The organism is Allomuricauda sp. d1 (genome assembly GCF_039592695.1).
Taxonomy (GTDB): Bacteria; Bacteroidota; Bacteroidia; order Flavobacteriales; family Flavobacteriaceae; genus Flagellimonas_A.
Window position 1 is genome coordinate 253,917 of sequence record NZ_JBBUTK010000002.1, and the last position, 21,695, is coordinate 275,611.

The 21,695-nt window shown below is 44.7% G+C and carries 19 protein-coding genes; 10 read left to right on the top strand and 9 right to left on the bottom strand.

From position 1 onward, the window contains the following. The first annotated feature begins 71 nt into the window (after positions 1-71). The 7 genes from AAAH86_RS08155 (at position 72) to nadD (ending at position 5,236) form a co-directional block, all read left to right on the top strand. Complete coding sequence (locus AAAH86_RS08155; RefSeq protein ID WP_343487075.1) at positions 72-1,124, top strand: sugar phosphate isomerase/epimerase; 1,053 nt, start codon at positions 72-74, stop codon at positions 1,122-1,124. Beyond that, complete coding sequence (locus tag AAAH86_RS08160) at positions 1,121-1,861, top strand: DUF1080 domain-containing protein (protein WP_343487076.1); 741 nt, start codon at positions 1,121-1,123, stop codon at positions 1,859-1,861. Before AAAH86_RS08155 ends, AAAH86_RS08160 begins: the two co-directional genes overlap by 4 nt. 1 nt (position 1,862) lies before the next feature. After that, positions 1,863-2,615: a DUF1080 domain-containing protein gene (locus tag AAAH86_RS08165; protein WP_343487077.1), complete on the top strand. Its 753-nt coding sequence runs from the start codon at positions 1,863-1,865 to the stop codon at positions 2,613-2,615. 2 nt (positions 2,616-2,617) lie between these two features. Beyond that, positions 2,618-2,968, top strand: a complete 351-nt coding sequence (locus AAAH86_RS08170; RefSeq protein WP_343487078.1) for an SdpI family protein — start codon at positions 2,618-2,620, stop codon at positions 2,966-2,968. A gap of 42 nt (positions 2,969-3,010) precedes the next feature. Continuing rightward, the gene (locus AAAH86_RS08175) at positions 3,011-3,868 is read left to right on the top strand and encodes a YicC/YloC family endoribonuclease (RefSeq protein ID WP_343487079.1); all 858 of its coding nucleotides are present in this window, start codon (positions 3,011-3,013) and stop codon (positions 3,866-3,868) included. Further along, on the top strand, positions 3,865-4,458 hold the full coding sequence (gene gmk, locus AAAH86_RS08180) for a guanylate kinase (RefSeq protein WP_343487080.1): 594 nt from the start codon (positions 3,865-3,867) through the stop codon (positions 4,456-4,458). The genes AAAH86_RS08175 and gmk overlap by 4 nt, the downstream gene beginning before the upstream one ends. 190 nt (positions 4,459-4,648) lie before the next feature. Then, positions 4,649-5,236 (top strand): nicotinate (nicotinamide) nucleotide adenylyltransferase, encoded by a 588-nt coding sequence (nadD, locus tag AAAH86_RS08185; protein WP_343487081.1) that lies wholly within the window; start codon positions 4,649-4,651, stop codon positions 5,234-5,236. Positions 5,237-5,246: 10 nt separating this feature from the next. On the opposite strand, the gene AAAH86_RS08190 is transcribed toward nadD, so the two are convergent. From AAAH86_RS08190 to AAAH86_RS08200, 3 genes are all read right to left on the bottom strand, one after another. Next, positions 5,247-5,948: a DUF6503 family protein gene (locus AAAH86_RS08190; protein ID WP_343487082.1), complete on the bottom strand. Its 702-nt coding sequence runs from the start codon at positions 5,946-5,948 to the stop codon at positions 5,247-5,249. A gap of 63 nt (positions 5,949-6,011) precedes the next feature. Then, positions 6,012-6,980: a CAP domain-containing protein gene (locus AAAH86_RS08195; RefSeq protein WP_343487083.1), complete on the bottom strand. Its 969-nt coding sequence runs from the start codon at positions 6,978-6,980 to the stop codon at positions 6,012-6,014. Between the two features lie 101 nt (positions 6,981-7,081). Further along, the gene (locus AAAH86_RS08200) at positions 7,082-9,355 is read right to left on the bottom strand and encodes an inorganic phosphate transporter (protein WP_343487084.1); all 2,274 of its coding nucleotides are present in this window, start codon (positions 9,353-9,355) and stop codon (positions 7,082-7,084) included. Positions 9,356-9,490: 135 nt separating this feature from the next. On the opposite strand from AAAH86_RS08200, the gene dgt reads away from it, so the two are divergent. Further along, positions 9,491-10,849 carry a dGTP triphosphohydrolase gene (gene dgt / locus AAAH86_RS08205; protein WP_343487847.1) on the top strand — a complete coding sequence of 453 codons (1,359 nt, stop codon included), beginning with the start codon at positions 9,491-9,493 and terminating at the stop codon, positions 10,847-10,849. Here dgt and AAAH86_RS08210 read toward each other — a convergent pair. Together AAAH86_RS08210 and AAAH86_RS08215 are read right to left on the bottom strand one after the other, a co-directional pair. Next, positions 10,846-11,901 (bottom strand): DUF3078 domain-containing protein, encoded by a 1,056-nt coding sequence (locus tag AAAH86_RS08210; protein WP_343487085.1) that lies wholly within the window; start codon positions 11,899-11,901, stop codon positions 10,846-10,848. The genes dgt and AAAH86_RS08210 overlap by 4 nt on opposite strands. Continuing rightward, positions 11,898-13,670, bottom strand: coding sequence for a 1-deoxy-D-xylulose-5-phosphate synthase (locus AAAH86_RS08215; RefSeq protein ID WP_343487086.1), 1,773 nt, complete (start codon positions 13,668-13,670; stop codon positions 11,898-11,900). The genes AAAH86_RS08210 and AAAH86_RS08215 overlap by 4 nt, the downstream gene beginning before the upstream one ends. A 247-nt stretch (positions 13,671-13,917) precedes the next feature. Between AAAH86_RS08215 and AAAH86_RS08220 the strand changes: the two genes are divergently transcribed. After that, positions 13,918-14,376, top strand: coding sequence for a nucleoside deaminase (locus tag AAAH86_RS08220; RefSeq protein ID WP_343487087.1), 459 nt, complete (start codon positions 13,918-13,920; stop codon positions 14,374-14,376). Between the two features lie 50 nt (positions 14,377-14,426). On the opposite strand, the gene AAAH86_RS08225 is transcribed toward AAAH86_RS08220, so the two are convergent. The 4 genes from AAAH86_RS08225 to aspS form a co-directional block, all read right to left on the bottom strand. Further along, on the bottom strand, positions 14,427-14,621 hold the full coding sequence (locus AAAH86_RS08225) for a cold-shock protein (RefSeq protein WP_343487088.1): 195 nt from the start codon (positions 14,619-14,621) through the stop codon (positions 14,427-14,429). An 83-nt stretch (positions 14,622-14,704) separates the two neighbouring features. Further along, the gene (locus AAAH86_RS08230; protein WP_343487089.1) at positions 14,705-14,962 is read right to left on the bottom strand and encodes a hypothetical protein; all 258 of its coding nucleotides are present in this window, start codon (positions 14,960-14,962) and stop codon (positions 14,705-14,707) included. Next, positions 14,959-16,740: a chloride channel protein gene (locus tag AAAH86_RS08235; protein WP_343487090.1), complete on the bottom strand. Its 1,782-nt coding sequence runs from the start codon at positions 16,738-16,740 to the stop codon at positions 14,959-14,961. The genes AAAH86_RS08230 and AAAH86_RS08235 overlap by 4 nt, the downstream gene beginning before the upstream one ends. A 93-nt stretch (positions 16,741-16,833) precedes the next feature. Next, the gene (gene aspS / locus AAAH86_RS08240; protein WP_343487091.1) at positions 16,834-18,582 is read right to left on the bottom strand and encodes an aspartate--tRNA ligase; all 1,749 of its coding nucleotides are present in this window, start codon (positions 18,580-18,582) and stop codon (positions 16,834-16,836) included. 175 nt (positions 18,583-18,757) lie between these two features. Between aspS and AAAH86_RS08245 the strand changes: the two genes are divergently transcribed. Beyond that, on the top strand, positions 18,758-21,688 hold the full coding sequence (locus AAAH86_RS08245) for a SusC/RagA family TonB-linked outer membrane protein (RefSeq protein WP_343487093.1): 2,931 nt from the start codon (positions 18,758-18,760) through the stop codon (positions 21,686-21,688). The last annotated feature ends 7 nt before the right edge of the window (positions 21,689-21,695 follow it).

The window sequence follows — 21,695 nt, forward strand, 5'->3', positions numbered from 1 at the left end:
AGAAGCTGTATGCATTTTCTAAATATAGCGGATAATTCTTAAAACTTTTAAAAAACACTCAAAACGAACACATGAAAACCATCAAAGGCCCAGCAGTTTTTTTGGCGCAGTTTGTAGATGACAAAGCCCCCTTCAACTCATTGGACGGAATGTGCAAATGGGCATCAGATTTGGGATACAAAGGGATACAGATACCCACATGGGAAAAATTTCTCATCGACTTGGACAAAGCAGCAGAAAGCCAGGATTATTGTGATGAGCTAAAAGGCAAAATAAACGGATATGGATTGGAGATTACCGAACTCTCTACCCATCTTCAAGGGCAATTGGTTGCGGTACACCCTGCTTACGATATCATGTTCGATAATTTTGCACCCGATAACCTCAAGGGCAGACCCAAGGAACGTACCCAATGGGCCGTAGAGACCGTTAAAAAAGCGGCCACGGCCAGCAGACGGCTAGGGATCAAGGCACACGCTACCTTTTCAGGAGCTTTGGTTTGGCCTTTTGCACATCCTTGGCCACAACGACCAGCGGGTTTGGTCGAAATGGGTTTTGAAGAATTGGCGAAACGTTGGATGCCCATACTCGACCATTTTGATGAAGAAGGGGTCGATGTCTGCTATGAAATCCACCCAGGGGAAGATTTGCATGATGGTGATACCTTTGAACGCTTTTTAGAGGCAACGGGCAATCATAAGCGAGTGAACATTCTTTACGACCCCAGCCATTTTGTGTTGCAGCAATTGGATTACATCACCTATATCGACCATTATCACGAGTTCATCAAATCGTTCCATGTGAAAGATTCTGAGTTCAATCCGACAGGAAAAAAAGGAGCTTTTGGCGGGTATAACGATTGGGGCGACCGTGCGGGGCGCTACCGTTCTTTGGGAGATGGCCAGATTGATTTTAAGACCATTTTCTCAAAATTGACCCAATACGGCTGTGATGTGTGGGCCGTGATGGAGTGGGAGTGCGTCATCAAAAGCCCTGAGCAGGGTGCCAGAGAGGGGGCAAAATTCATTCAAGACCATATCATCGAGGCCACGCAAAAGACCTTTGATGATTTCGCTGGGGCGGAAACTGATAAAGAACAACTAAAAAAGATTTTAGGATTATGAAGAAACTATTCTTGATAGCATTGGCATTTACGGTTATTACCTGTAAGGATAAACCAAAGGAAACCGAAGAAGCATCCGAAGACACTGAAAAAACAGAAACTATGGAAAATGAATGGATTACCTTGTTTGACGGAAGCTCTTTTGAAGGGTGGCACTTTTACAACGGGGAAGCAATGGGCGACCCTTGGAAATTGGAAGATGGGGCCATGGTATTTTATCCGCCAGAAAACCGGCCCGAAGGGGCAAGCTACAATATTGTCACTGGCGAAGAGTTCAAGAATTTTGTGCTCTCGCTGGAATGGAAGGTTTCCGAAGGCGGCAACAGCGGCATTTTCTGGGGCGTTCATGAAGATGAGAAATTTGGCCAGCCCTATCTCACTGGCCCAGAAATACAGGTGTTGGATGATGAACGGCATCCCGATGCCAAAAATGGCACGAGCCACCAAGCAGGCGCCCTTTATGACATGATTGCACCTTCAAAAAGTGTGGTCAAACCTGCTGGGGAATGGAACACCTGTGTGTTAACGGTCAACCATACCACCAACGAAGGCAATGTAGTGTTAAATGGACAAGAAATTGTGAAGTTTCCCGTGCACGGCCCCATGTGGGATGAAATGGTCGCGGATTCAAAATTTGCCGATTGGGAAGGTTTTGGCGAATACCAAACGGGTAAAATCGGCCTGCAAGACCATGGCGATATCGTCGCTTTTCGAAATATCAAAATCAAGAAACTATAGCATGCGGCAACTGACGACAATCCTTTTATTTTTCTTGGTGTTTGTATCCTACGGGCAAAAAGATGGAGCCTCAGAACCCACAACACCAGAAGAAACCGAAGTGTACGAGCCTGTGCCGCCCAAGGTCACCATTGATGAAAGGGGCGTGCCCAGCGATGCTATTGTGGTTTTTGACGGAACGGATTTTGACCAATGGATCAGCTCGGTTGATAGCACTGCGGTACAATGGCATTTGAACGATGATGGCAGCATGATCGTGAAGGATAAAACGGGCGATATTCAGACCAAACAGAATTTTGGAAGTGTGCAACTGCATTTGGAATGGCGTTCACCGGCCGAAGTGCAGCGTGAGGGCCAGAACAGGGCCAATAGCGGGGTGTTCTTGAACAATCTGTACGAAGTGCAGGTGCTTGACAATAATGATAATGATACCTACGTAAATGGTCAGGTGGCCTCGGTGTACAAGCAGCACATTCCCCTGGCGATGGCTTCAGTGCCCTCGGGGGAATGGAACACGTATGACATCATTTACCATGCACCAGAATTTGATGATGACGGCACAAAGGTGAAGTCGGGAACGTTGACCGTCATCCACAATGGGGTTTTGGTACAAGACCATGTGGAGATAAAAGGAACCACACCTTATATCGGCTGGCCTAAAAATCCGCCTCACGGCAAAGGGCCACTGCGACTGCAAGACCATAAAGACAACAGTCGGGTAAGCTATCGCAATATTTGGATTAGAGAGTTGTAAGAATGAGTTTGGAGATTTTATTGGGGGCACTCATATCACCACTGATATTCTTGGTTGGAGGTTATTTGTGGAAGCAATATCCCCCCAAGAAAATCAATTATATTTATGGATATAGAACCCGTAGAAGTATGGCCAATCAAGAGATATGGGACTACGCCAATGCTATCGGAGCCTTTATGTTCATACGACTCGGGATTGTTCTGCTGGCAATAGGATTACTTTCGTACATTATTTATCCAAACTACGCAATAATGGTCAGTATTTTTTCAATGCTCGTAGGTATAGGTGTTGGTATGTACTGGTGTGAGACCAAGCTCAATCGAAATTTTGATAGAAACGGCAATCCCAAATAAGAAGCCATTTTGGTTAACTTTGCGCAAATTCATTGATATCTTATGATTCAATCCATGACCGGTTTTGGCAAGCATGTGGTGCAGCTTCCCTCCAAAAAAATCACGGTAGAACTGAAATCCCTCAACAGTAAACACCTTGACTTAAATGCAAGGCTCCCTCAAGCGTATCGCGATAAAGAACTGCAGCTCAGAAAAATGATTTCTGAATCATTGCACCGTGGCAAGGTCGATTTTTCGTTGAATGTTGAAATCACGGGTGAAGAAACGACGGCAGAGGTCAACCAGGGCGTGGTCAAAAAATATATGCAGCAATTAAAGGCCATTGCAGATGGTGATGACATCAAGTTGTTGGAATTGGCCCTTCGCATGCCCGACACCCTAAAGACCGATGGTGACGAAATTGATGAAACAGAATATCAGGCCATAACCGAGGCGTTGACACACGCCCTGAAAGCAATCAATCTCTTTCGTGAAGAAGAGGGAAAAGTACTTGAAAAAGATTTTAACCTTCGATTAAAAAATATAGCAAAGCTACTTGAAGAAGTCAAAAAGTTGGATCCCGAACGTTTGTCGACCATCAGGGAAAAATTAGATCGGGCTGTAGCCGATTTAAAAACCGAGGTCGATGAAAACCGCTTTGAGCAAGAACTGATGTACTATCTTGAAAAATATGACATCACCGAAGAGAAAGTGCGATTGGCCAACCACCTTGATTATTTTCAAAAAACCCTGAATTCTGCGGATAGCAATGGAAAAAAACTGGGCTTTATCGCACAAGAAATTGGCCGTGAAATCAACACCATTGGATCCAAGGCCAACTATGCACCCATGCAGCAAGTGGTGGTTCAGATGAAGGACGAGCTCGAAAAAATAAAGGAACAAATGTTGAATGTATTATGAGCTCAGGAGGAAAGTTGCTCATATTCTCAGCTCCGTCTGGTAGCGGTAAGACGACCATTGTTCGCTACCTCTTGCAACAGCCTGAGCTTAATTTGGCTTTTTCGGTTTCTGCCACGTCGCGCCCCCGTCGTGGAAAGGAAAAACATGGCGAGCATTATTACTTTATGTCGACTTCTGAGTTCAAGCAGCATATCAAAAAAGGTGATTTTTTGGAATGGGAAGAAGTCTACCGCGATTGTTTCTATGGTACATTGAAGAGTGAGGTCGAACGCCTTTGGGCCGAAGGCAAGAATGTCATTTTTGATATCGATGTGGCAGGCGGACTTCGAATCAAGAAAAAATTTCCTGAACAGACCTTGGCCGTTTTTGTGAAACCGCCCAGCGTTGATGAACTGAAAATCCGACTCAAAAAGCGCAGTACAGAAGACAATGACAAAATCAATATGCGCATTGCCAAGGCCTCGGTAGAATTGGCCACGGCACCACAATTTGATAAGATCATCAAAAACTATGATTTGGATGATGCCCTGAAAGAGGCGCATCAGTTGGTGGCAGAGTTTGTTGGGGTGAGAATTGAGGATAAAGAATAAAAACCCTTCCTATTGTCTCCGACGAGTGGGACGAGAGGAAGACACCAAGGGAAGGTGGATTTCCTAACTTGGATAGGGAAGACGGAAGGGATTTACCATAAATTTATTGACCCTTTCCGACCCAGCTTCGCTGGCCCACCTTTCCCTGAGCAGGGAAAGGAGTTTTCATTTTGGTATTTGGAAAGTAGCTATGAGTAAAAAAATTGGACTCTTTTTCGGAACGTTCAACCCCATTCACATCGGGCACTTGGTCATTGCCAACCACGTGGTCGAATTCTCAGATTTGGATGAGGTTTGGTTTGTCATCACCCCTCGAAGTCCGTTTAAGCAAAAGCAATCGTTGCTCGATGACCACCATCGCTACCAGATGGTCTTTGAGGCCATACAAGAGTACCCAAAACTCAGGGCCAGCAAGATTGAATTTGACTTGCCACAGCCGAATTACACCGTGAACACTTTGGCACATCTCAATGAAAAATACGGTCAAGAATACCAATTTTCATTGATTATGGGCGAAGACAACCTGAATAGCTTCCACAAATGGAAAAACCATGAGGTCATTTTAGAGAACCATGACCTGTATGTGTATCCAAGAATTTCTGATGGAAAAATGGAGCATCAGTTTGAAGACCATCCAAAGATAAACCGTGTGGCCGCACCCATCATGGAAATTTCATCCACTTTTATCAGAAAACAACATGTCGAGGGAAAGAATATCCGTGCTATGCTTCCCGATGCCGTATGGAAGTACATGGATGAGATGAATTTTTATCGTTGAAAAACGGGTCTCATCTTTCTAGAATATCGGTTCCCAGATATTTGTCATCCTTGTTATAGTACCAAGCCCGCTTCTTAGGCATCTTGATACCGCTGATTTCTTCCATCCCTGAAAGAAGAATGTATTCCCCATCATTTTTTGATTCATCATGGTAGAATTGGTAGACTTTCATGGCGTAGGTAGTGGGGTCAAAATAGAAATACCAGATATCATCGCCCACTTCTTGTTCGTAGGTTGCCTTTAAGACCAAGTATTCTTTTCCCTTAAATTTTTTCCTTTGGATTTCAGGGTCGATTAGGGTTCCGTCATCTTTTAATTTCATGGGCAAGCCGTAGAGATAGGTGTAATAGTTCTTGTACATAGTGCCCCGTTCGCAATTCAATCGGTGTTTTTCAGCCTCCTGTTTAGAGAAATCGGTTCTTCCATGTAATGAAATCGAGCAATTATCCTTTTCAATAGTATACGTATATGAAGTATCATCTTTGTCAACTTTCAAAGAAAAGAGTTGTTCGGGTAGATTAAGATAGATGTCACTGATTCGGTCACTGGAATTGGGGGTTTGCATGGTCACTCTAAAATGCCCGTTAAAACTTTTCCAGTTTCCGTTTGGATCATGAAATTCTATGGCTTTTTCAAGCAGTTTGGAACCACTCATCTGTGATTGGGCCAATATCGGAAACAATAAAAAACTAAGGTGTAGATAGCGAAGCATCCCTAAAGATAGCCTTAATTTTCGATGCTTCGAAGCGTACTATTTTAAGGTACTGGATGAATTTTACTCGTTTGGGTCAAATAGAATGACCTCATAGCTGAAATCTTGTAGCACTCCATCAACATCCACATTGGATACCTCAACGGTGTACGTCGGCCTGTTGTCACCGACGGTCTTATCGATGCCATCAGGTACCCAGACCAATGTCCGATCACCGAATTGGTTGTTCAGGGTCTCTAAGTTTAGCGTAATTGTATCACCATCACCTGATTGCATGGTGACCGATGCATTTGAAAAGTCGGCATCTGCCACTGAAAATGACCATCTGTCAAAAACCAGGTTGTTCGGAACATATCCTTTCGCGGGCCATGCGATAAACTCGGGAGCATCATCAGGTCTAGGGGCATTGTTGCCCAATACCCAGATGGCGTTGGCACCAGAGGTGTTGCCAATACCGATTTCCGCAAGTCTGGGATAAAGAAGCCATCTGCGATGGCCAACATGGCCGTTACTGCTGCCCGCATCTCTCATATAGCTGTCAATCGCGGCTGCACTGTGGGTCATCGTCAGCAGGGAGCTGCCCGCCCCTTCGTGCCCATCATCACTATAGCATGACCAATCGTCTGAGGGAAAATGGTCGAGCCTATTATTGGCATCCATCATCAAGGCAGCTGCTTGGGCTTTTTCAGATTTTGTACTGCTGACCATGAGGTCATTTTCAAGTCCGACCACCTTTCTGTAATAGGTGATGCGTCGAACGATTTTTTCTAGGGTTCCATTGGGCACACTGCCCATTTCGCATTGCGTCAAATCACCACCTGACCACGGTTCATCGGCATTGCCCGATTGAGAGGCCATATAGTAGTCTTGGTACAGTGCTTTGGCCGCTTGCAGTTCTGCCGATGTTTCATCGGTATTTTCTAAGCCTTCGATACTATCGTTGTCAACCTCTTCACTTTTTGAACATGAGGATGCTAAAAAAATTGAGAAAACGACGATACTACAAAACGATAAAAATTTTCTGTGTGCCATGAATTGACGTTTTACAGCTGTATAACGTCGTTGGCCACGCACATCATCTATAAAAAGGGGTTTTTTCGATAAAGTGTATTTTCAATAAAGGTGGTCAAACCTTATTTATCAATACGCGCTGGCTCGATGGTACTATCGTGTTCGACGTAGTACAATTCAAGAAGCTTCATCACCGCCAAAATCAAATCCCTGCTTTCTGTAAGCAGTGAAAAATAAAGTGTGGTGTTTTTAGGGCTTGACTCTTCGGTACGTGTTCGGGCCACTTGCTTTTCAATTTTTTCAGAAACCATCTGCAATAGTTCGTCTTTCTGGTTCAATATTGGCACAATAGTGTCAAAAGAGCGTGAATCAAAAACGGTCTGAGTGTCATGCAAGAGTTTTTCGAGGGCCATGTCAATCTCTTTCAGCTCTTTGATCTGGGTATATTTTAATTTTTTATGGTTGTTGTTCACATGGGTGTGACTGACTTTTGCGATATACTCCAATGACTGCGAAAAATCCTGCATGATGCCCAGCAAGGCGATATAAAAATTACTGGCACCACCAACGCTCGATTCGTCCAAATTTTTGATGAAATAAAAGATGTTGTTTTTTAAGGAATCAATTTCGTTTGATAGTTTGTTGATTCCCTTTTTATTCTTTTTCAATTGGTCCAAATCATGCCTGGCCAATCCGTTGACAGCGTTAGAATAGAGTTTGTTGCTTCTTTTGATGGTCTTGGCAACGTTTTGGGCACTTTCTTCAATGACGCCCTGAATTGAGCTGCTCTCGGCTTTTCGTAGGCTGTTCTCAGCCTTGAGTTCTTTGGATTTTTTATTGTGCGACATATAATTGCGCAATAATAATATGGCAGCGATTAGAAGCAGTGCGATAAGTGCGGTCAGGCCACCAAAATGAAGTATTGCCGCAATAATGGCAGCCGCAGTAAATGCACTAAAGGCGGTGAAGAACCAACCCCCTATGACATTCAGCACCCCAGCGACACGATAGACAGCACTTTCGGCTCCCCACGCGCGATCCGCCAATGATGTACCCATGGCCACCATAAAAGTGACATAGGTTGTTGACAACGGTAATTTCATGGAAGTCGCTATGGAAATCAACACACTGGCCACCATCAGATTTACGGCAGCCCTTACCAAATCAAACGCAGGCATGTCTTGGATCTTGCTCTTTGGAACATAGGTTTTGGGCATTTCAAAACGGGAGTCAATTTTTCGCAAAAGACTAGGTGGAAGTGTTTTTCCCAAATTTTCAGATGCCGCTATCGAAAACTTTACGATTTGTCGTGATAAAAAATTGGGCTCAAATCGTTCTTCACCTTCATCTTGCCTTGACAAATCAACACTGGTTTTGACGACACCCCTTGCCTTTGAAGAAAACCAAAGTGTCAACACCATGATGAGGCCAGAAGCCAACAATAGCAATGTAGGGGTGCGAACTGCGGCCGATAGCCCTGCCATATTGAAACTTTCGGCATCAATACCCGAACCGTGCCAGTCTTGAAAAGACTGTAGGGCAGCAATTGGCACTCCGATGAAGTTTACCAAATCGTTGCCCGCAAAAGCCATAGCGAGCGCAAAGGTGCCCAACACGATGACCACAGTGTAGATACTCCATCTCAATGTTGTTGAAATCAATAAAGAGAGCAATGTCCAAAAAACAATGTTGCCCAGAATGAACATGTTGGTGTGGGTAGCCACGAACGCTGTAATGGTACCGTCAAAAATGGCAGCACTCTTTAGACCTTTTATCAAAATAAAATAAATGATAGCGGTGATGGCGACACCTCCAAAAATCGATTCGACCCATTTGGGGTTGGCCTTAAAATTAAAAGAGATCAAAACCCGTGAAATGAACTGTACAATGGCCCCGATGGTAAAGGCGATGAAAACTGAAAGTAGAATGCCCAGTATAATTTCTGTGGCTTTATCAGTGTTGATATAGCCTCCTAAATCTGAAAAAGTGCCATCTATCCCAATAATCTTAATCAAAGAAATGGCAACGGCGGCACCCAACAGTTCAAAAACAATGGAAACCGTCGTCGATGTGGGCATGCCCAACGTATTAAAAAAATCAAGCAATAGAATATCGGTGATCATTACAGCCATGAAAATGACCATGATCTCAGCAAAGACAAATTCACCTGGATTAAAAATGCCTTTTCGGGCAACCTCCATCATACCACTTGATGACATGGCACCAAATGCCACGCCCAAACTGGCCACGATCATTATCGTACGGAATGATATGGCCTTTGACCCAATAGCAGAATTCAAAAAATTCACTGCATCGTTGCTCACGCCGACCACCAAATCGATAATGGCGAGGAGCCCCAAAGCGATGACCATAAAAAGGTAGATGTTCTCTTCCATGGCTAGTCTGTGCTCAAATTAGGCAAAAATGGCATTATAAATTGGCACTAAGGTTAAAAAAACGTTACCAAAAACGGGTTTGGCATCCAAACTAGAATGACAATTGAAGTATCTTCGCCGAACAAATCAGGATACATGAATTGGGAGCAGTTACTTTCCCTCAAACGTCAGGGCGATACCCATAAACGGTTGCGAAAAGAACAAGACGAAACCCGTTTGGGTTTTGAGGTAGACTACGACCGTATTATTTTTTCTTCGGCGTTTCGTCGCTTGCAAGACAAGACCCAGGTCATGCCTTTGCCGATTGGCAAGGGTTCAAGAAAAGACTTCGTGCACACACGGTTGACCCACAGTTTAGAAGTCTCTGTCGTCGGCAGGAGTCTTGGACGTATCGCGGGAAAGGAAATTTTAGGAAAATATCCCCATCTAGAGGAAATCAGCGGCCATCGCTTCAATGATTTTGGGGCCATTGTTGCAGCGGCTTCCCTAGCGCATGATATTGGGAATCCCCCTTTCGGACATAGTGGAGAGAAGGCCATCGGGGCATTTTTTAAATCGGGAAAAGGACAACAGTACCAATCCGATTTAACCGATAAAGAGTGCCAAGATTTGGGGGCGTTTGAAGGCAATGCCAACGGATTCAAATTGTTGGCCGAATCTCGTGAAGGGGTTCCAGGAGGTCTACGGTTGAGCTATGCCACCTTGGGCGCCTTTACAAAATATCCCAAGGAATCACTCCCCAAAAAACCGACGACACATGTTGCGGATAAAAAATTCGGTTTCTTTCAGTCAGAAAGGTCATTTTTTCTAGAGGTCGCCGATGAACTTGGGCTTCGGCGAAAATCTGATAACCCAGAAACAGGATTTTATAGGCATCCGTTGACCTATTTGGTAGAAGCAGCGGATGACATTTGCTATACCATAATCGATTTTGAAGACGGAATCAATCTCGGACTGATTTCTGAGGATTATGCCTTGGAGTACCTTATCAAATTGGTCAAAGACCGCATCGATACCCAAAAGTACAACAGCATGACCCAGACCGATGACCGCTTGAGCTACCTCAGGGCACTGTCGATAAGCAGCCTTATCAATGAGGCGGTCAAGGTGTTCTTGGATTATGAAGAGGCCATTCTAAAAGGGGAGTTCTCATCACCCTTGCTCGACAAAAGCCAGTTCAAACCACAGATTGATGACATTATCAAGTTGAGTGTTGAAAAGGTGTACCAGTCCAATGAAGTGGTTGAAAAAGAACTGGCGGGCTATCGCATCATCTCTGATTTGTTGGAAGCTTTGACCGGAGCATTACTGCATCTACGGGAAGGGAAACAAACTAACTATGATGCCCTGCTCTTAAAATCAATGGGGATTCATTTTAATGCCGAGCGAAGCACTACATACCAGCTTTTGATGGATGCGGCCTGCTTTGTCGCCAGCCTATCTGATAGTGAAGCGGTGCATTTGCACAATAAGATCACGGGCAGGGCTATTTAAAAGTTATAAACAAACCCCACACCCAACACCTGTTTGAACTGAATTCGGGGTTCCCCCGGATTTATCACCGTGCCATCATCGGCCACTTCTTCGTCAAATTTGATATCATCATCAAAGATGAGATGTGTGCCGATGTTGGCACTGATATATTCATTGACTTTAAGATTGAAATTTAGTTCCCAATCCACATCAATATTGCCAAAGCTCCTCAAATAGTCTGTGTAGAGGGTCAATCGATGATTCAATAGCACATTTTTGAAAATCTCTTCTTCCCAAGTGTTGGTCACCAAAAATCCCAGTTCCGCAAAAATCCTTTCACCCTCTTCGACCCCAAAAGCGCCTTGGTTTGACAAGGCTTCGTCCAAGACAAAAGTGGCCTTGTAGGTCAAAGGCGAAAGATAGAGATTGAATTTTGTTTTTTCAGGTGCAAAAGTGGTACCGGCACCCAAGAACAGATAGCCCGGGGCCATGAATCTTGAAATCGGATTTTCTGTATTGGGGTATTTGAATCCGTTTGAAAATTGGGTATTGAAATTGATTTTGGCCGAGTAGTACCAATGGCTGAGCGTATCGCGCCGAAAACCAAAAGAAGAAGTCAGCCTGATGAGATCTTCGGTCTTTCTGACCTCACGGCCTTCTTGCGCGTTGAGCCCGTAGCGTAATCTCAATTCATTGCTCCACGTGATGTACCTGAACTTGTAATTGCGCGTAAAGTTCAACCGGGCAAGTGCCGAAACTGAATTTTCTCCACCCGCGTTCCAGTTGATGAAGGCCACTTCATTGATGGTCAGGCCAAATTCGTTGATATCTTCCCAAAAAGAAAAGGGCACGAAACGCTTGTATTTTTTGAGCCAAGGTTTGGTGTGTTTGAACGATATTCTCGGATTTGCCAATCGAACGCCCCTCGGAATTGGTTTTACGGCCTTTTGCTGAAATCGTATAACCGTGGTATTGGCCCAAAGACTATCTTCATCTGTTTCGGGAATGGAATCTTGGGCAAAAGAGGCAAAACAGATCAATAAGAAAAGAAACAAGATTTTCTTGCTGTTCATTTAAGGTCAAGTTTCGATAAATATGCCAAAATGTTTTTAAAATCAATGCCCACCTTCTGATACAGTTCATCGGTGGTGCCTTGTTGTACAAAATTATCGTCTATGGCCAAGAGTTGTATATTTTTCTGAATGTTTTTTGAGTTTGCGTATTCAAGAATGGCCGAGCCGAACCCACCTATTTTACATCCATCTTCAACGGTGATGATATGCTCGTAGTCGGCAAAAATAGTGTCAAGCAATTTTGTGTCCAAAGGTTTTGCAAAACGCATATCAAAATGCCCGAATCTTTTTGGGTTGCCAGTGCTGGCTATAGCTTTGGATACCGTATTGCCGATAGGCCCAATGGTCAACAAGGCGACATCGCTTCCTTTCTGCAGTGTTCTTCCTTTTCCAATTTGGATGGATGAGAAAGGTTGTTTCCAATCAAGTGTAACCCCCCTACCACGTGGATACCGTATCGCTATGGGATGGTTCAGTCCCTTTTGGGCAGTATACATGATGTTTCGCAACTCCATTTCATCCATCGGAGAAAATAAAATCATATTCGGAATGCACCGTAGATAGGCCAAATCAAAAACCCCATGGTGTGTGGGGCCATCGTGGCCGACCAATCCGGCCCTGTCCAAACAAAAAATAACAGAAAGGTTCTGAAGGGCAACATCATGAATCACCTGGTCGTAGGCCCGCTGTAAGAATGTGGAATAAATATTACAAAATGGCACTAGGCCTTGGGTCGCCATGCCCGCTGCCAAGGTGACCGCGTGCTGTTCAGCAATGCCCACATCAAAAGCCCTGTCGGGAAAAGCCTGCATCATATATTTGAGTGAGCTGCCCGTGGGCATGGCTGGGGTAATGCCCACAACCGTATCATTTTTTTCAGCCAACTCTACCAAAGTATGTCCAAAAACATCTTGAAATTTCGGCGGTTCGTCTGTTTGGGCTTTTTGCTGCCGCTCTCCGGTCACCGCATCAAACTTGCCTGGGGCATGGTAAGTGACCTGGTCTTCTTCCGCGCTTTTCAGCCCTTTACCCTTGGTGGTGATGATATGGAGCAATTTTGGGCCATCGACTTTTTTCAATCGTTGAAACTCTGAAATCAAGGCATTCAAATCATGCCCATCAACGGGCCCTGAATAATTGAGGTTCAAACACTCAAAGATATTTTCGTCTTTGGCAATACCCGCCTTAACGTTTGTCAGGTATTTTTTTAGGGCGCCAACGCTGGGGTCGATGCCAATGGCATTGTCGTTGAGCACGATGAGCACATTGGCATTGGTCTCACCAAGGTGGTTCAATGCCTCGAAGGCCATGCCGCTGGCGATGGAGGCATCACCAATGACGGCTATGTGGTTTCTGTGATTGTTTCCTTTTAAACTAGAGGCAATCGCCATGCCCAAAATGGCCGAGATGGATGTGGAGCTGTGCCCCGTACCAAAATCATCGAATTCGCTTTCACTTCTTTTCGGAAAACCGCTGATGCCCCCTAATTGTCGGTTGGTGTCAAAGATTTCTTTTCGACCTGTCAATATTTTGTGTCCGTACGCTTGGTGGCCAACATCCCAAATCAATTTGTCATTGGGGGTGTCAAAAACATAGTGCAAAGCGATAGTGAGCTCAACCACGCCCAAACTGGCCCCGAGATGGCCTTCTTTGGTCGAGACGATATTGATGATGAATTCACGCAGTTCTTGGGCAAGTTTGGGCAGAACAGCTATATCAAGCCTCCGAAGGTCTTTGGGGGTTTGTATCGTTGAGAGCACTTTTTTCATCTATAGAACTCGTTTAAACTTTTTCAATCGGCTAAAAAATCGCCCTTTTTCACCAGATTTTTGCCTTTTTCTCTTTCCGTAGCTCTGCTATGCAACTCAAAAAAGCCTTCAATCGGGCAAAAAATGTCTGATTTTCGCATCAATCCAAAAAGTTTAAATGAGTTCATAAAGAAAACCCAAAAATACCCATATTCAGGCACATGGTTTTAAATGGGATTGCTAGCTTTGTCCAAATCAAATTTCGGTTTTGGCAAAACCTATCAACCCTTTCGACGACACCTATTTTATGAAAAAAGCCTTGCAAGAGGCCGAGGCAGCCTACGAGAATGGCGAAGTACCCGTAGGGGCAGTGGTCGTGGTCAACAACCGCATCATTGGTAGGGCGCACAATCGCACCGAACAGCTGCATGATGTCACGGCGCATGCTGAGATGCAGGCCATCACCGCGGCTTCCAATTTTTTGGGAGCCAAGTATCTACACGGCTGTACCTTATACGTCACCTTAGAGCCCTGCCAAATGTGTGCCGGGGCCCTGTATTGGAGCCAAATCTCAAAAATCGTTTACGGAGCAGCCGATTTAGAACGCGGCTATAACGTCATGGGCACCTCACTGCATCCAAGAACCGAGGTCTTGAGCGGAGTGTTGGAAGATGAGGCTTCTGAAATGTTGAAACGGTTCTTTATCCAAAAGCGCAACCTGAATTAAAAAAAGCCCGACGTATTGCCGAGCTTTGAACATTTCCAAAATAAAATATATTAACCGATTACCTGCACTTGTGCGGCAACCATTCCTTTTCTGCCTTCCTCTTCTACGTATTCTACTTTGTCACCTTCGTTGAGCTCTACCCCGTTCAAAGAGGTTGCATGAACAAAGATATCTTTGCCCGTGTCGTCGTTGGTAATGAACCCATAACCTTTGGATCCATTGAAAAATTTTACTGTGCCAGTCATTAATTAAAAATAAAAATGTTAAAATACGAAAGTAGGATATTTAAGGTGACCTTAGTTAAAATCACCATTAATTCTTGAGAAAATTATCGATTTTTAAGTCTATCACGTTCTTTCTTTTTCATTTTTTCAATGTTTTCTTTGGTCAACATATAATCTTTCATCTTCTTGCCTTTACTTTCTTTAATAAGGAACAATGGCATCGCCACTAAAAACAGGCCCACGGTGCCAGCACCGATCAACTTATGGGCTTTTTCTGGTTCAGTTGGTTTTAGGGTAAATCCGTAGATGATGGAAGCTGCCGAGGCCAAGACAATAAGCACTATGATATATTTTAGTTTCATGCTTCTGTGGTATAATTGATCAATTCTCGGCGATAGGCCGTCAAGAGTTTCGATTTTGACACAAAACCGTGGTATTTTCCGTTTTTGATGACAGGCAGATTCCATGCGCCGCTTTCTTGAAATTTGTGCATGATGGTTTTCATACTGTCTTTTTCATAAAAAATCTTTTCGGGCGGGGCATGCATCAACCCCTCTACGTACATGCTTTGGTACAGTTCTGCATTGAACATGATTTCACGTATGTCATCCAACAAGATAATGCCGATGAGGTTTTTTTCAACGTTCACCACAGGAAAAATGTTTCTGGTAGATTTTGCAACGGCCTCACTCAGCAGCTCGCCAAGGCTCATGTTGGGTCGCACGGTCTTGAAATTGTTTTCAATGACATCATCTAACCGCATCAGTGTCAAGACCGCTTGGTCTTTATTGTGGGTCAACAACGCCCCCTGTCTGGCCAGTTCGCGGGTGTAAATGGTATAATCCAAGGTGTTTCTGGTGATAAGGTACGAAATGGATGCAGTTATCATCAGGGGCACAAAGAGTTGATACCCGCCAGTAATCTCTGCAATCAAGAAGATGGCCGTCAATGGGGCGTGGATCACTCCGGCTATCAATCCGGCCATACCGATAAGGGTAAAATTTGATTCTGAGACTTGAAAGCCAAAACCGATGTTGTTGATGACCTTGGCAACCACATTGCCAAGTGCACTGCCCATCACCATGGTCGGAATAAAAATTCCACCCGCACCACCCGCAGCAAATGTGGTAGTCATGGCAATTGCTTTAAAGATGGTGATGCCGAAAAGTAGGGCGATGACCACCCAAATATTGTCAGTGAAGGCATCAAAAGGAGTTTTGCCAAGTGCCTTCAGGTGGTCACCGTCGAGCAAATGGTTGATAAAGCCAAAACCTTCACCATAGAGTGGCGGAATGAAATAGAGCATGATGCCAATCGCCAAACCTCCGACAAGCAATTTATATTTTGGGCTCCGTAGTGGCTTGAACAATTTCAAGATTCCGAAATACATTTTGGTGAAGTAAATGGATGCAACGGCTGTGCCCACACCCAGCAACAGGTAAAACAAGGTGTCGTTGAGGTCAAAACCTTCCGTTAGGGAAAAACTGAACAGAACTTCGTTACCAAGAAAAAAGTAGGATGTCAACACTCCAGATATGGAAGCGAGCAACAAGGGCAGGACCGATAGCATCGTCAAATCCAAGCTAAAGACTTCGACAGCAAAAATGATGGCCGCGATGGGGGATTGAAATATGGAAGCTATGGCTCCCGCAGAAGCACAGGCGACCAACAATGAGCGGGTCTTTGCATCAATGCGCACCCAACGGCTCAAGGCCGAACTCAAGGCAGAGCCTGAGGCCACCGCTGGCCCCAACAACCCTACCGAACCCCCGAACCCTACGGTCAATGGTGCAGCTATCAATGGTGTGTAAATCTGTTTTGTAGGAAGGATGCCACTCTTTTTCGACAATGAAAACAAGATGGATGATACAGCATGCTCCAATTTTTCTTTGTGTACAAATTTGACATATAGGTAGACCAGGGTCAGCCCGATGACCGGAAGCACAAAATACAGTTGGTTTTCAGAAAAAATGATGCCCCGTTCGAGCAGTGATTCAATAAAATACGTCAGGTTTTTGAGGGTCACCGCCACCAGCCCAGCCAAAAGCCCCACGACCACACTCAAAATATGAACAAAGGTTTTATTGGAGATATGTTTATATCGCCATTTTAGGAAATTGGTGAGCGGTGATTTTTTCATTAGATAAATCTAGAAATAAATACAAACACCCCTGCAAAGTCCAAAGGATTTCGCTGTTCCCAAAAGGGGACAGTTAATACCAACGTCTACTTTCTACAAATCCAACTTTAAGTGCAACTCCTCCAACTGCTCTTTATCAATCGGTGCGGGTGCATCGATCATGACGTCACGCCCACTGTTGTTTTTGGGGAAGGCGATAAAATCACGGATGGTTTCCTGACCGCCCAAAATGGCCACCAATCGGTCCAATCCAAAGGCAATGCCGCCATGTGGGGGCGCACCATATTGAAAAGCATCCATCAAAAAACCGAATTGCGCTTTGGCTTCCTCTGGCGAAAAGCCCAGATGCTTGAACATGATGGCCTGGGTCTCCTTGTCATGTATTCGAATGGATCCCCCCCCAATTTCGTTACCGTTGAGCACTAGATCATAGGCATTGGCGCGAACCGCTGAGGGGTCGGTATCCAATAGCTCCAATTGACCTGGTTTGGGCGAGGTAAAAGGGTGGTGCATAGCGTGGTAGTGGCCGGTTTCTTCATCGAGTTCCAATAAAGGAAAATCAACCACCCAAAGTGGGGCAAACTCATCGGCTTTTCGAAGGCCCAAACGTTCGGCCATTTCCATACGCAGGGCACTGAGTTGCGAACGGGTTTCGTTTGTCTTGCCTGAAAGTACTAAAATTAAATCTCCGGTCTTTGCACCAGTGGCCTTGGCCCAATTGGCGAAATCTTCTTGATTGTAGAATTTATCGACTGAAGATTTGTACGTGCCATCTTCATTACACTTCATGTAGACCATACCCTTGGCACCAATTTGTGGCCGTTTGACCCAATCGACCAAAGTATCGATCTCTTTTCGGGTATACGAAGCGGCACCGGGCACGGCAATACCGACCACCAATTCTGCTGAGTTGAAGACGTTAAAATCTTTATGTTGGGCCACTTCGTTGAGCTCGCCGAACTCCATCCCAAAGCGAATGTCTGGTTTATCGTTTCCGAATCGACGCATCACCTCATCATAGGTCATTCTGGGGAAATCTTCAACGGCCACTCCCTTGATTTCCTTCAGCAAATGTTTGGTCAGGCCCTCGAAGGCGTTGAGCACATCTTCTTGCTCCACAAAGGCCATCTCACAGTCGATCTGGGTGAATTCGGGCTGTCGGTCAGCACGTAGATCTTCATCCCTAAAGCACTTCACGATTTGGAAATACTTGTCCATTCCCCCGACCATCAACAGTTGCTTAAAGGTCTGCGGTGATTGTGGCAGTGCATAGAACTGCCCCTCGTTCATTCGGCTGGGCACCACAAAATCACGGGCACCCTCTGGAGTGGATTTTATCAAATAGGGCGTTTCAACCTCAATAAATCCCTGCCCCGAAAGGTATTTTCGAACCTCCATCGTCACTTGATGTCGAAAAATGAGGTTGTTTTTGACCGGATTTCTGCGGATGTCGAGATAACGGTACTTCATGCGGATATCTTCGCCACCATCCGTATCATCCTCAATGGTAAATGGGGGCAAGATAGATTCATTCAACACCTCAAGCCCAGTCACTAGCAATTCAATCTCGCCTGTAGGAAGGTTGGGGTTTTTTGATGCCCGCTCAATGACTTTCCCTGAAGCCTTGATAACAGTTTCCCTGCCCAAGGTACGAGCCTTTTCCAACAACTTTTTTGAAGTACGTTCTTCATCAAAAACCAATTGTGTCACCCCATAACGGTCGCGAAGGTCAATCCAAACCACAAAACCCTTATCGCGCACTTTGTGCACCCATCCACTTAAAACTACTTCTGAATCAATATGTGATGCCCTAAGGTCACCGCAAGTATGGCTCCTATACATGCTTAAAAATTATGATGTGCAAAGGTAAAAAGTTAACCATTGAAGAAAGAAGTCCGTTCAATGTTTTTATTGCCCAACGAGAAGGACGCATAAAGCTGATATTATTCCTAAAAAAACATTAAAATCATAAAAACTTCTTAAATTAATCGGGTAATAAACCTAAAAACACACGAAAATGAAACGAACTTTACTGAAAAATGCATTTTCGCTATTGTTTCTTGTGATACCTTTCGGGGTCTTTTCACAAGATTCGGTCAGCGGAACGGTAACGGACGCCACCAATGGTGATCCGTTGGCAGGGGTCTCGGTCGTGATCAAAGGCTCTACCGTAGGTGCCCTGACCGATTTTGATGGTAATTTTACCATTGCCGCCTCACCCGATGACACTTTGGTGTTCTCTTACATTGGCTACTCTACCAAAGAAGTGCCGGCGTCTGATGCAAGTAGCGTACAGATGAACGTTGACGTCACCAATCTTGACGAAGTAGTTGTAACCGGCCTGGTATCGAGTATCAAGCGTTCAAACTTAGCAAATAATATTTCTACAGTTGACAGCGAAGCGTTGACAGGGGTGACCACTGGATCAACCCTTGACGGTGCCTTGTACGGTAAACTTACAGGGGTGAACATCAACGCTGCAGGAGGTGCGCCCGGTGGTCAGACCGCTTTGCGCCTTCGTGGTATTTCCTCTCTTTCGGGCAACAACCAACCCCTTTTTATTGTCGATGGCGTATACATTAGTAATGTACAACTGACAAATGGTTCTGCAGTAGCCTCTGGTGCCAATGCCGGTAGGGAAGAAGGGGGCTCGAATAGGGTCTCTGATATCAATCCTGATGATATCGAGAGTATAGAGGTCTTGAAAGGGGCTTCTGCTGCGGCTATCTATGGTACACGTGCCAACGCCGGGGTAGTCATCATCACTACCAAAAGAGGGGCAGCCGGAAAAACAGTGGTCAAACTGGAACAGGATGTCGGATTCAACACCATCCAAAACTTTGCGGGCAGAAGACAATTTACTTCCGCTACTGTAGCTTCTACATTTGGTGCTGCCGAAGTTCCCATTTTTGAGGCCGCTCGTGATGCCGGAAGAATATTCAATTATGAGGAAGAACTTTATGGTGAAGAAGGCCTGATTGTTGATACCCGGGTATCGGTATCCGGTGGTGGCGAAAAGACCAAGTTTTATTTTAATGCCAGTAGAAGAAATGAAGATGGCATCATGCAAAGAACGGGCTATCGAAGAAATTCACTAAGGGTAAATTTAGACCATATCTTAAGTGAAAAATTGAAGATAGGCCTCTCTTCTAACTACGTGAACAGTAGGGCAGATAGAGGCCCTGTTGGCAACGAAAACAATGGGGGATTCAGTGTCGGCTACAATTTGGCGTTAGTGACAGCGGATTGGGAAAATCTTTTTCCAGATGAAAATGGAGTTTACCCCGATGGACGATTTGCAGCGGCGAATGTCATTTTCAATCGTGACCTTATCGATAACAGCGAAGAAATCAATCGGTACATACAAGGGGCCAACATAGAATATAAGGCACTCACCAATGATAATTTTTCATTGCGACTTACGGCAAACGGAGGATTGGATTATTTTCAAGCTAAAACCTTGGTGTACATCCCCGAAACCCAACAGATACAACGGGCGACCACACAGGGCTTTATAAGTCAGGGTAACACCAATTCATTACAGTATAACTATAATGCTTTTGCGGTAATGGATTATACCCCTTCTGATGAGATCAGCCTTAATGGGCAGTTCGGTATTTCATATCTCAATTTTGAAAGTGATGCCGTAATCAGTCAAACAACCCAGTTAGTGCCCACGCAGCGAAATTTGCAACAAGGCGGGGAGTTCAACACTTTTCAACGATTGACCGAAGAAGAAGAATTCGGGATCATAGGCCAGAGCACCTTAAATTGGGATGACAAGATTATTGCAACTGCGGGTATTCGTTTTGACAAATCAAACCTCAATGGTGATCCCAACAAATATTTTGCTTTTCCAAGGGCATCTTTGGCAGTAAATGTCGCCAATTTTGATTTCTGGAATGTTGATGCCGTAAATCTTTTCAAATTGCGCGTCGCTTACGGTGAGACAGGAAGCAGCGCTCGTTTTGGTTCGTTGTTCACCCCACTGGGGCCTACATCTGTAGGTGGTTCCCAAGGATTGGCTTTGCCAACGGTGGGCCAGAACAACCAATCGGCGCAATTGGGGGATCCCAATTTGGAGCCCGAAACTTCACAAGAGCTTGAGTTCGGTGCAGACTTCTCGTTTTTTGATAATAGACTGGGATTGGAACTTACAGGATATATCAGGGATGTAAAAAATCTGATTTATCCATTTTCTTCCATTCCATTGTCTTCAGGTTTTTCGAATTCCATCAGAAACGATTTTGACCTTCGTAACAAGGGGTTTGAAATATCGCTGAATGCGAATCCGGTCAGTAGTTCAAAAATCAATTGGAATACGACTTTAAACCTTTGGAGGAATGAAGCTATCGTCGAACGATTGGGCGTTGGAGAATTTCAACCGACCGGTGAAGGGTTTAGCCTAACTTTCGGTAGTTCGTTTATTCGTGAAGGGGAGCCAGCAACATCGTTGGCAGCGAACATTAGCGGAGTGACAACAATAATTGGCGATGCAGCACCAGAATATGAAATGAGCTGGTTCAACCAAATCACGCTGTTTAAAGATTTGGATATTACGTTTCTTTGGCATTGGAAAAAAGGAGGTGATGTACTCAATTTGACCAAGCTGTTATCTGATTTTGGTGGTGTGACCCCTGATTTAGATGACCCTGATGTCATTGCGAATCCACGATTCGGCACATTTGGTGCAGCCGGCTACATAGAAGATGGCACATATTTAAGACTACGCGAAGTGGGGGCCTACTACACCTTGCCCTTTGAATTTGACTTCATCGAAAAAGCAAGAATCGGTATTTCAGGGAAAAACATCTTGACAATCACCGATTATACCGGGTATGATCCAGAGACATCTGCTTTTGGTCCATCAGGATTATCTCAAGGAATCGAAGTGGCACCTTTCCCAAGTGCGGCACAATATTATTTCCATGTACAACTTACATTTTAAAAAAATA

Bases quoted from the DNA above. Each gene is read 5' to 3' on its own strand.
- AAAH86_RS08155 (WP_343487075.1), top strand. From the start codon at position 72: ATGAAAACCATCAAAGGCCCAGCAGTTTTTTTGGCGCAGTTTGTAGAT.
- AAAH86_RS08160 (WP_343487076.1), top strand. From the start codon at position 1,121: ATGAAGAAACTATTCTTGATAGCATTGGCATTTACGGTTATTACCTGT.
- AAAH86_RS08165 (WP_343487077.1), top strand. From the start codon at position 1,863: ATGCGGCAACTGACGACAATCCTTTTATTTTTCTTGGTGTTTGTATCC.
- AAAH86_RS08170 (WP_343487078.1), top strand. From the start codon at position 2,618: ATGAGTTTGGAGATTTTATTGGGGGCACTCATATCACCACTGATATTC.
- AAAH86_RS08175 (WP_343487079.1), top strand. From the start codon at position 3,011: ATGATTCAATCCATGACCGGTTTTGGCAAGCATGTGGTGCAGCTTCCC.
- gmk (WP_343487080.1), top strand. From the start codon at position 3,865: ATGAGCTCAGGAGGAAAGTTGCTCATATTCTCAGCTCCGTCTGGTAGC.
- nadD (WP_343487081.1), top strand. From the start codon at position 4,649: ATGAGTAAAAAAATTGGACTCTTTTTCGGAACGTTCAACCCCATTCAC.
- AAAH86_RS08190 (WP_343487082.1), bottom strand. From the start codon at position 5,948: ATGCTTCGCTATCTACACCTTAGTTTTTTATTGTTTCCGATATTGGCC.
- AAAH86_RS08195 (WP_343487083.1), bottom strand. From the start codon at position 6,980: ATGGCACACAGAAAATTTTTATCGTTTTGTAGTATCGTCGTTTTCTCA.
- AAAH86_RS08200 (WP_343487084.1), bottom strand. From the start codon at position 9,355: ATGGAAGAGAACATCTACCTTTTTATGGTCATCGCTTTGGGGCTCCTC.
- dgt (WP_343487847.1), top strand. From the start codon at position 9,491: ATGAATTGGGAGCAGTTACTTTCCCTCAAACGTCAGGGCGATACCCAT.
- AAAH86_RS08210 (WP_343487085.1), bottom strand. From the start codon at position 11,901: ATGAACAGCAAGAAAATCTTGTTTCTTTTCTTATTGATCTGTTTTGCC.
- AAAH86_RS08215 (WP_343487086.1), bottom strand. From the start codon at position 13,670: ATGAAAAAAGTGCTCTCAACGATACAAACCCCCAAAGACCTTCGGAGG.
- AAAH86_RS08225 (WP_343487088.1), bottom strand. From the start codon at position 14,621: ATGACTGGCACAGTAAAATTTTTCAATGGATCCAAAGGTTATGGGTTC.
- AAAH86_RS08230 (WP_343487089.1), bottom strand. From the start codon at position 14,962: ATGAAACTAAAATATATCATAGTGCTTATTGTCTTGGCCTCGGCAGCT.
- AAAH86_RS08235 (WP_343487090.1), bottom strand. From the start codon at position 16,740: ATGAAAAAATCACCGCTCACCAATTTCCTAAAATGGCGATATAAACAT.
- aspS (WP_343487091.1), bottom strand. From the start codon at position 18,582: ATGTATAGGAGCCATACTTGCGGTGACCTTAGGGCATCACATATTGAT.
- AAAH86_RS08245 (WP_343487093.1), top strand. From the start codon at position 18,758: ATGAAACGAACTTTACTGAAAAATGCATTTTCGCTATTGTTTCTTGTG.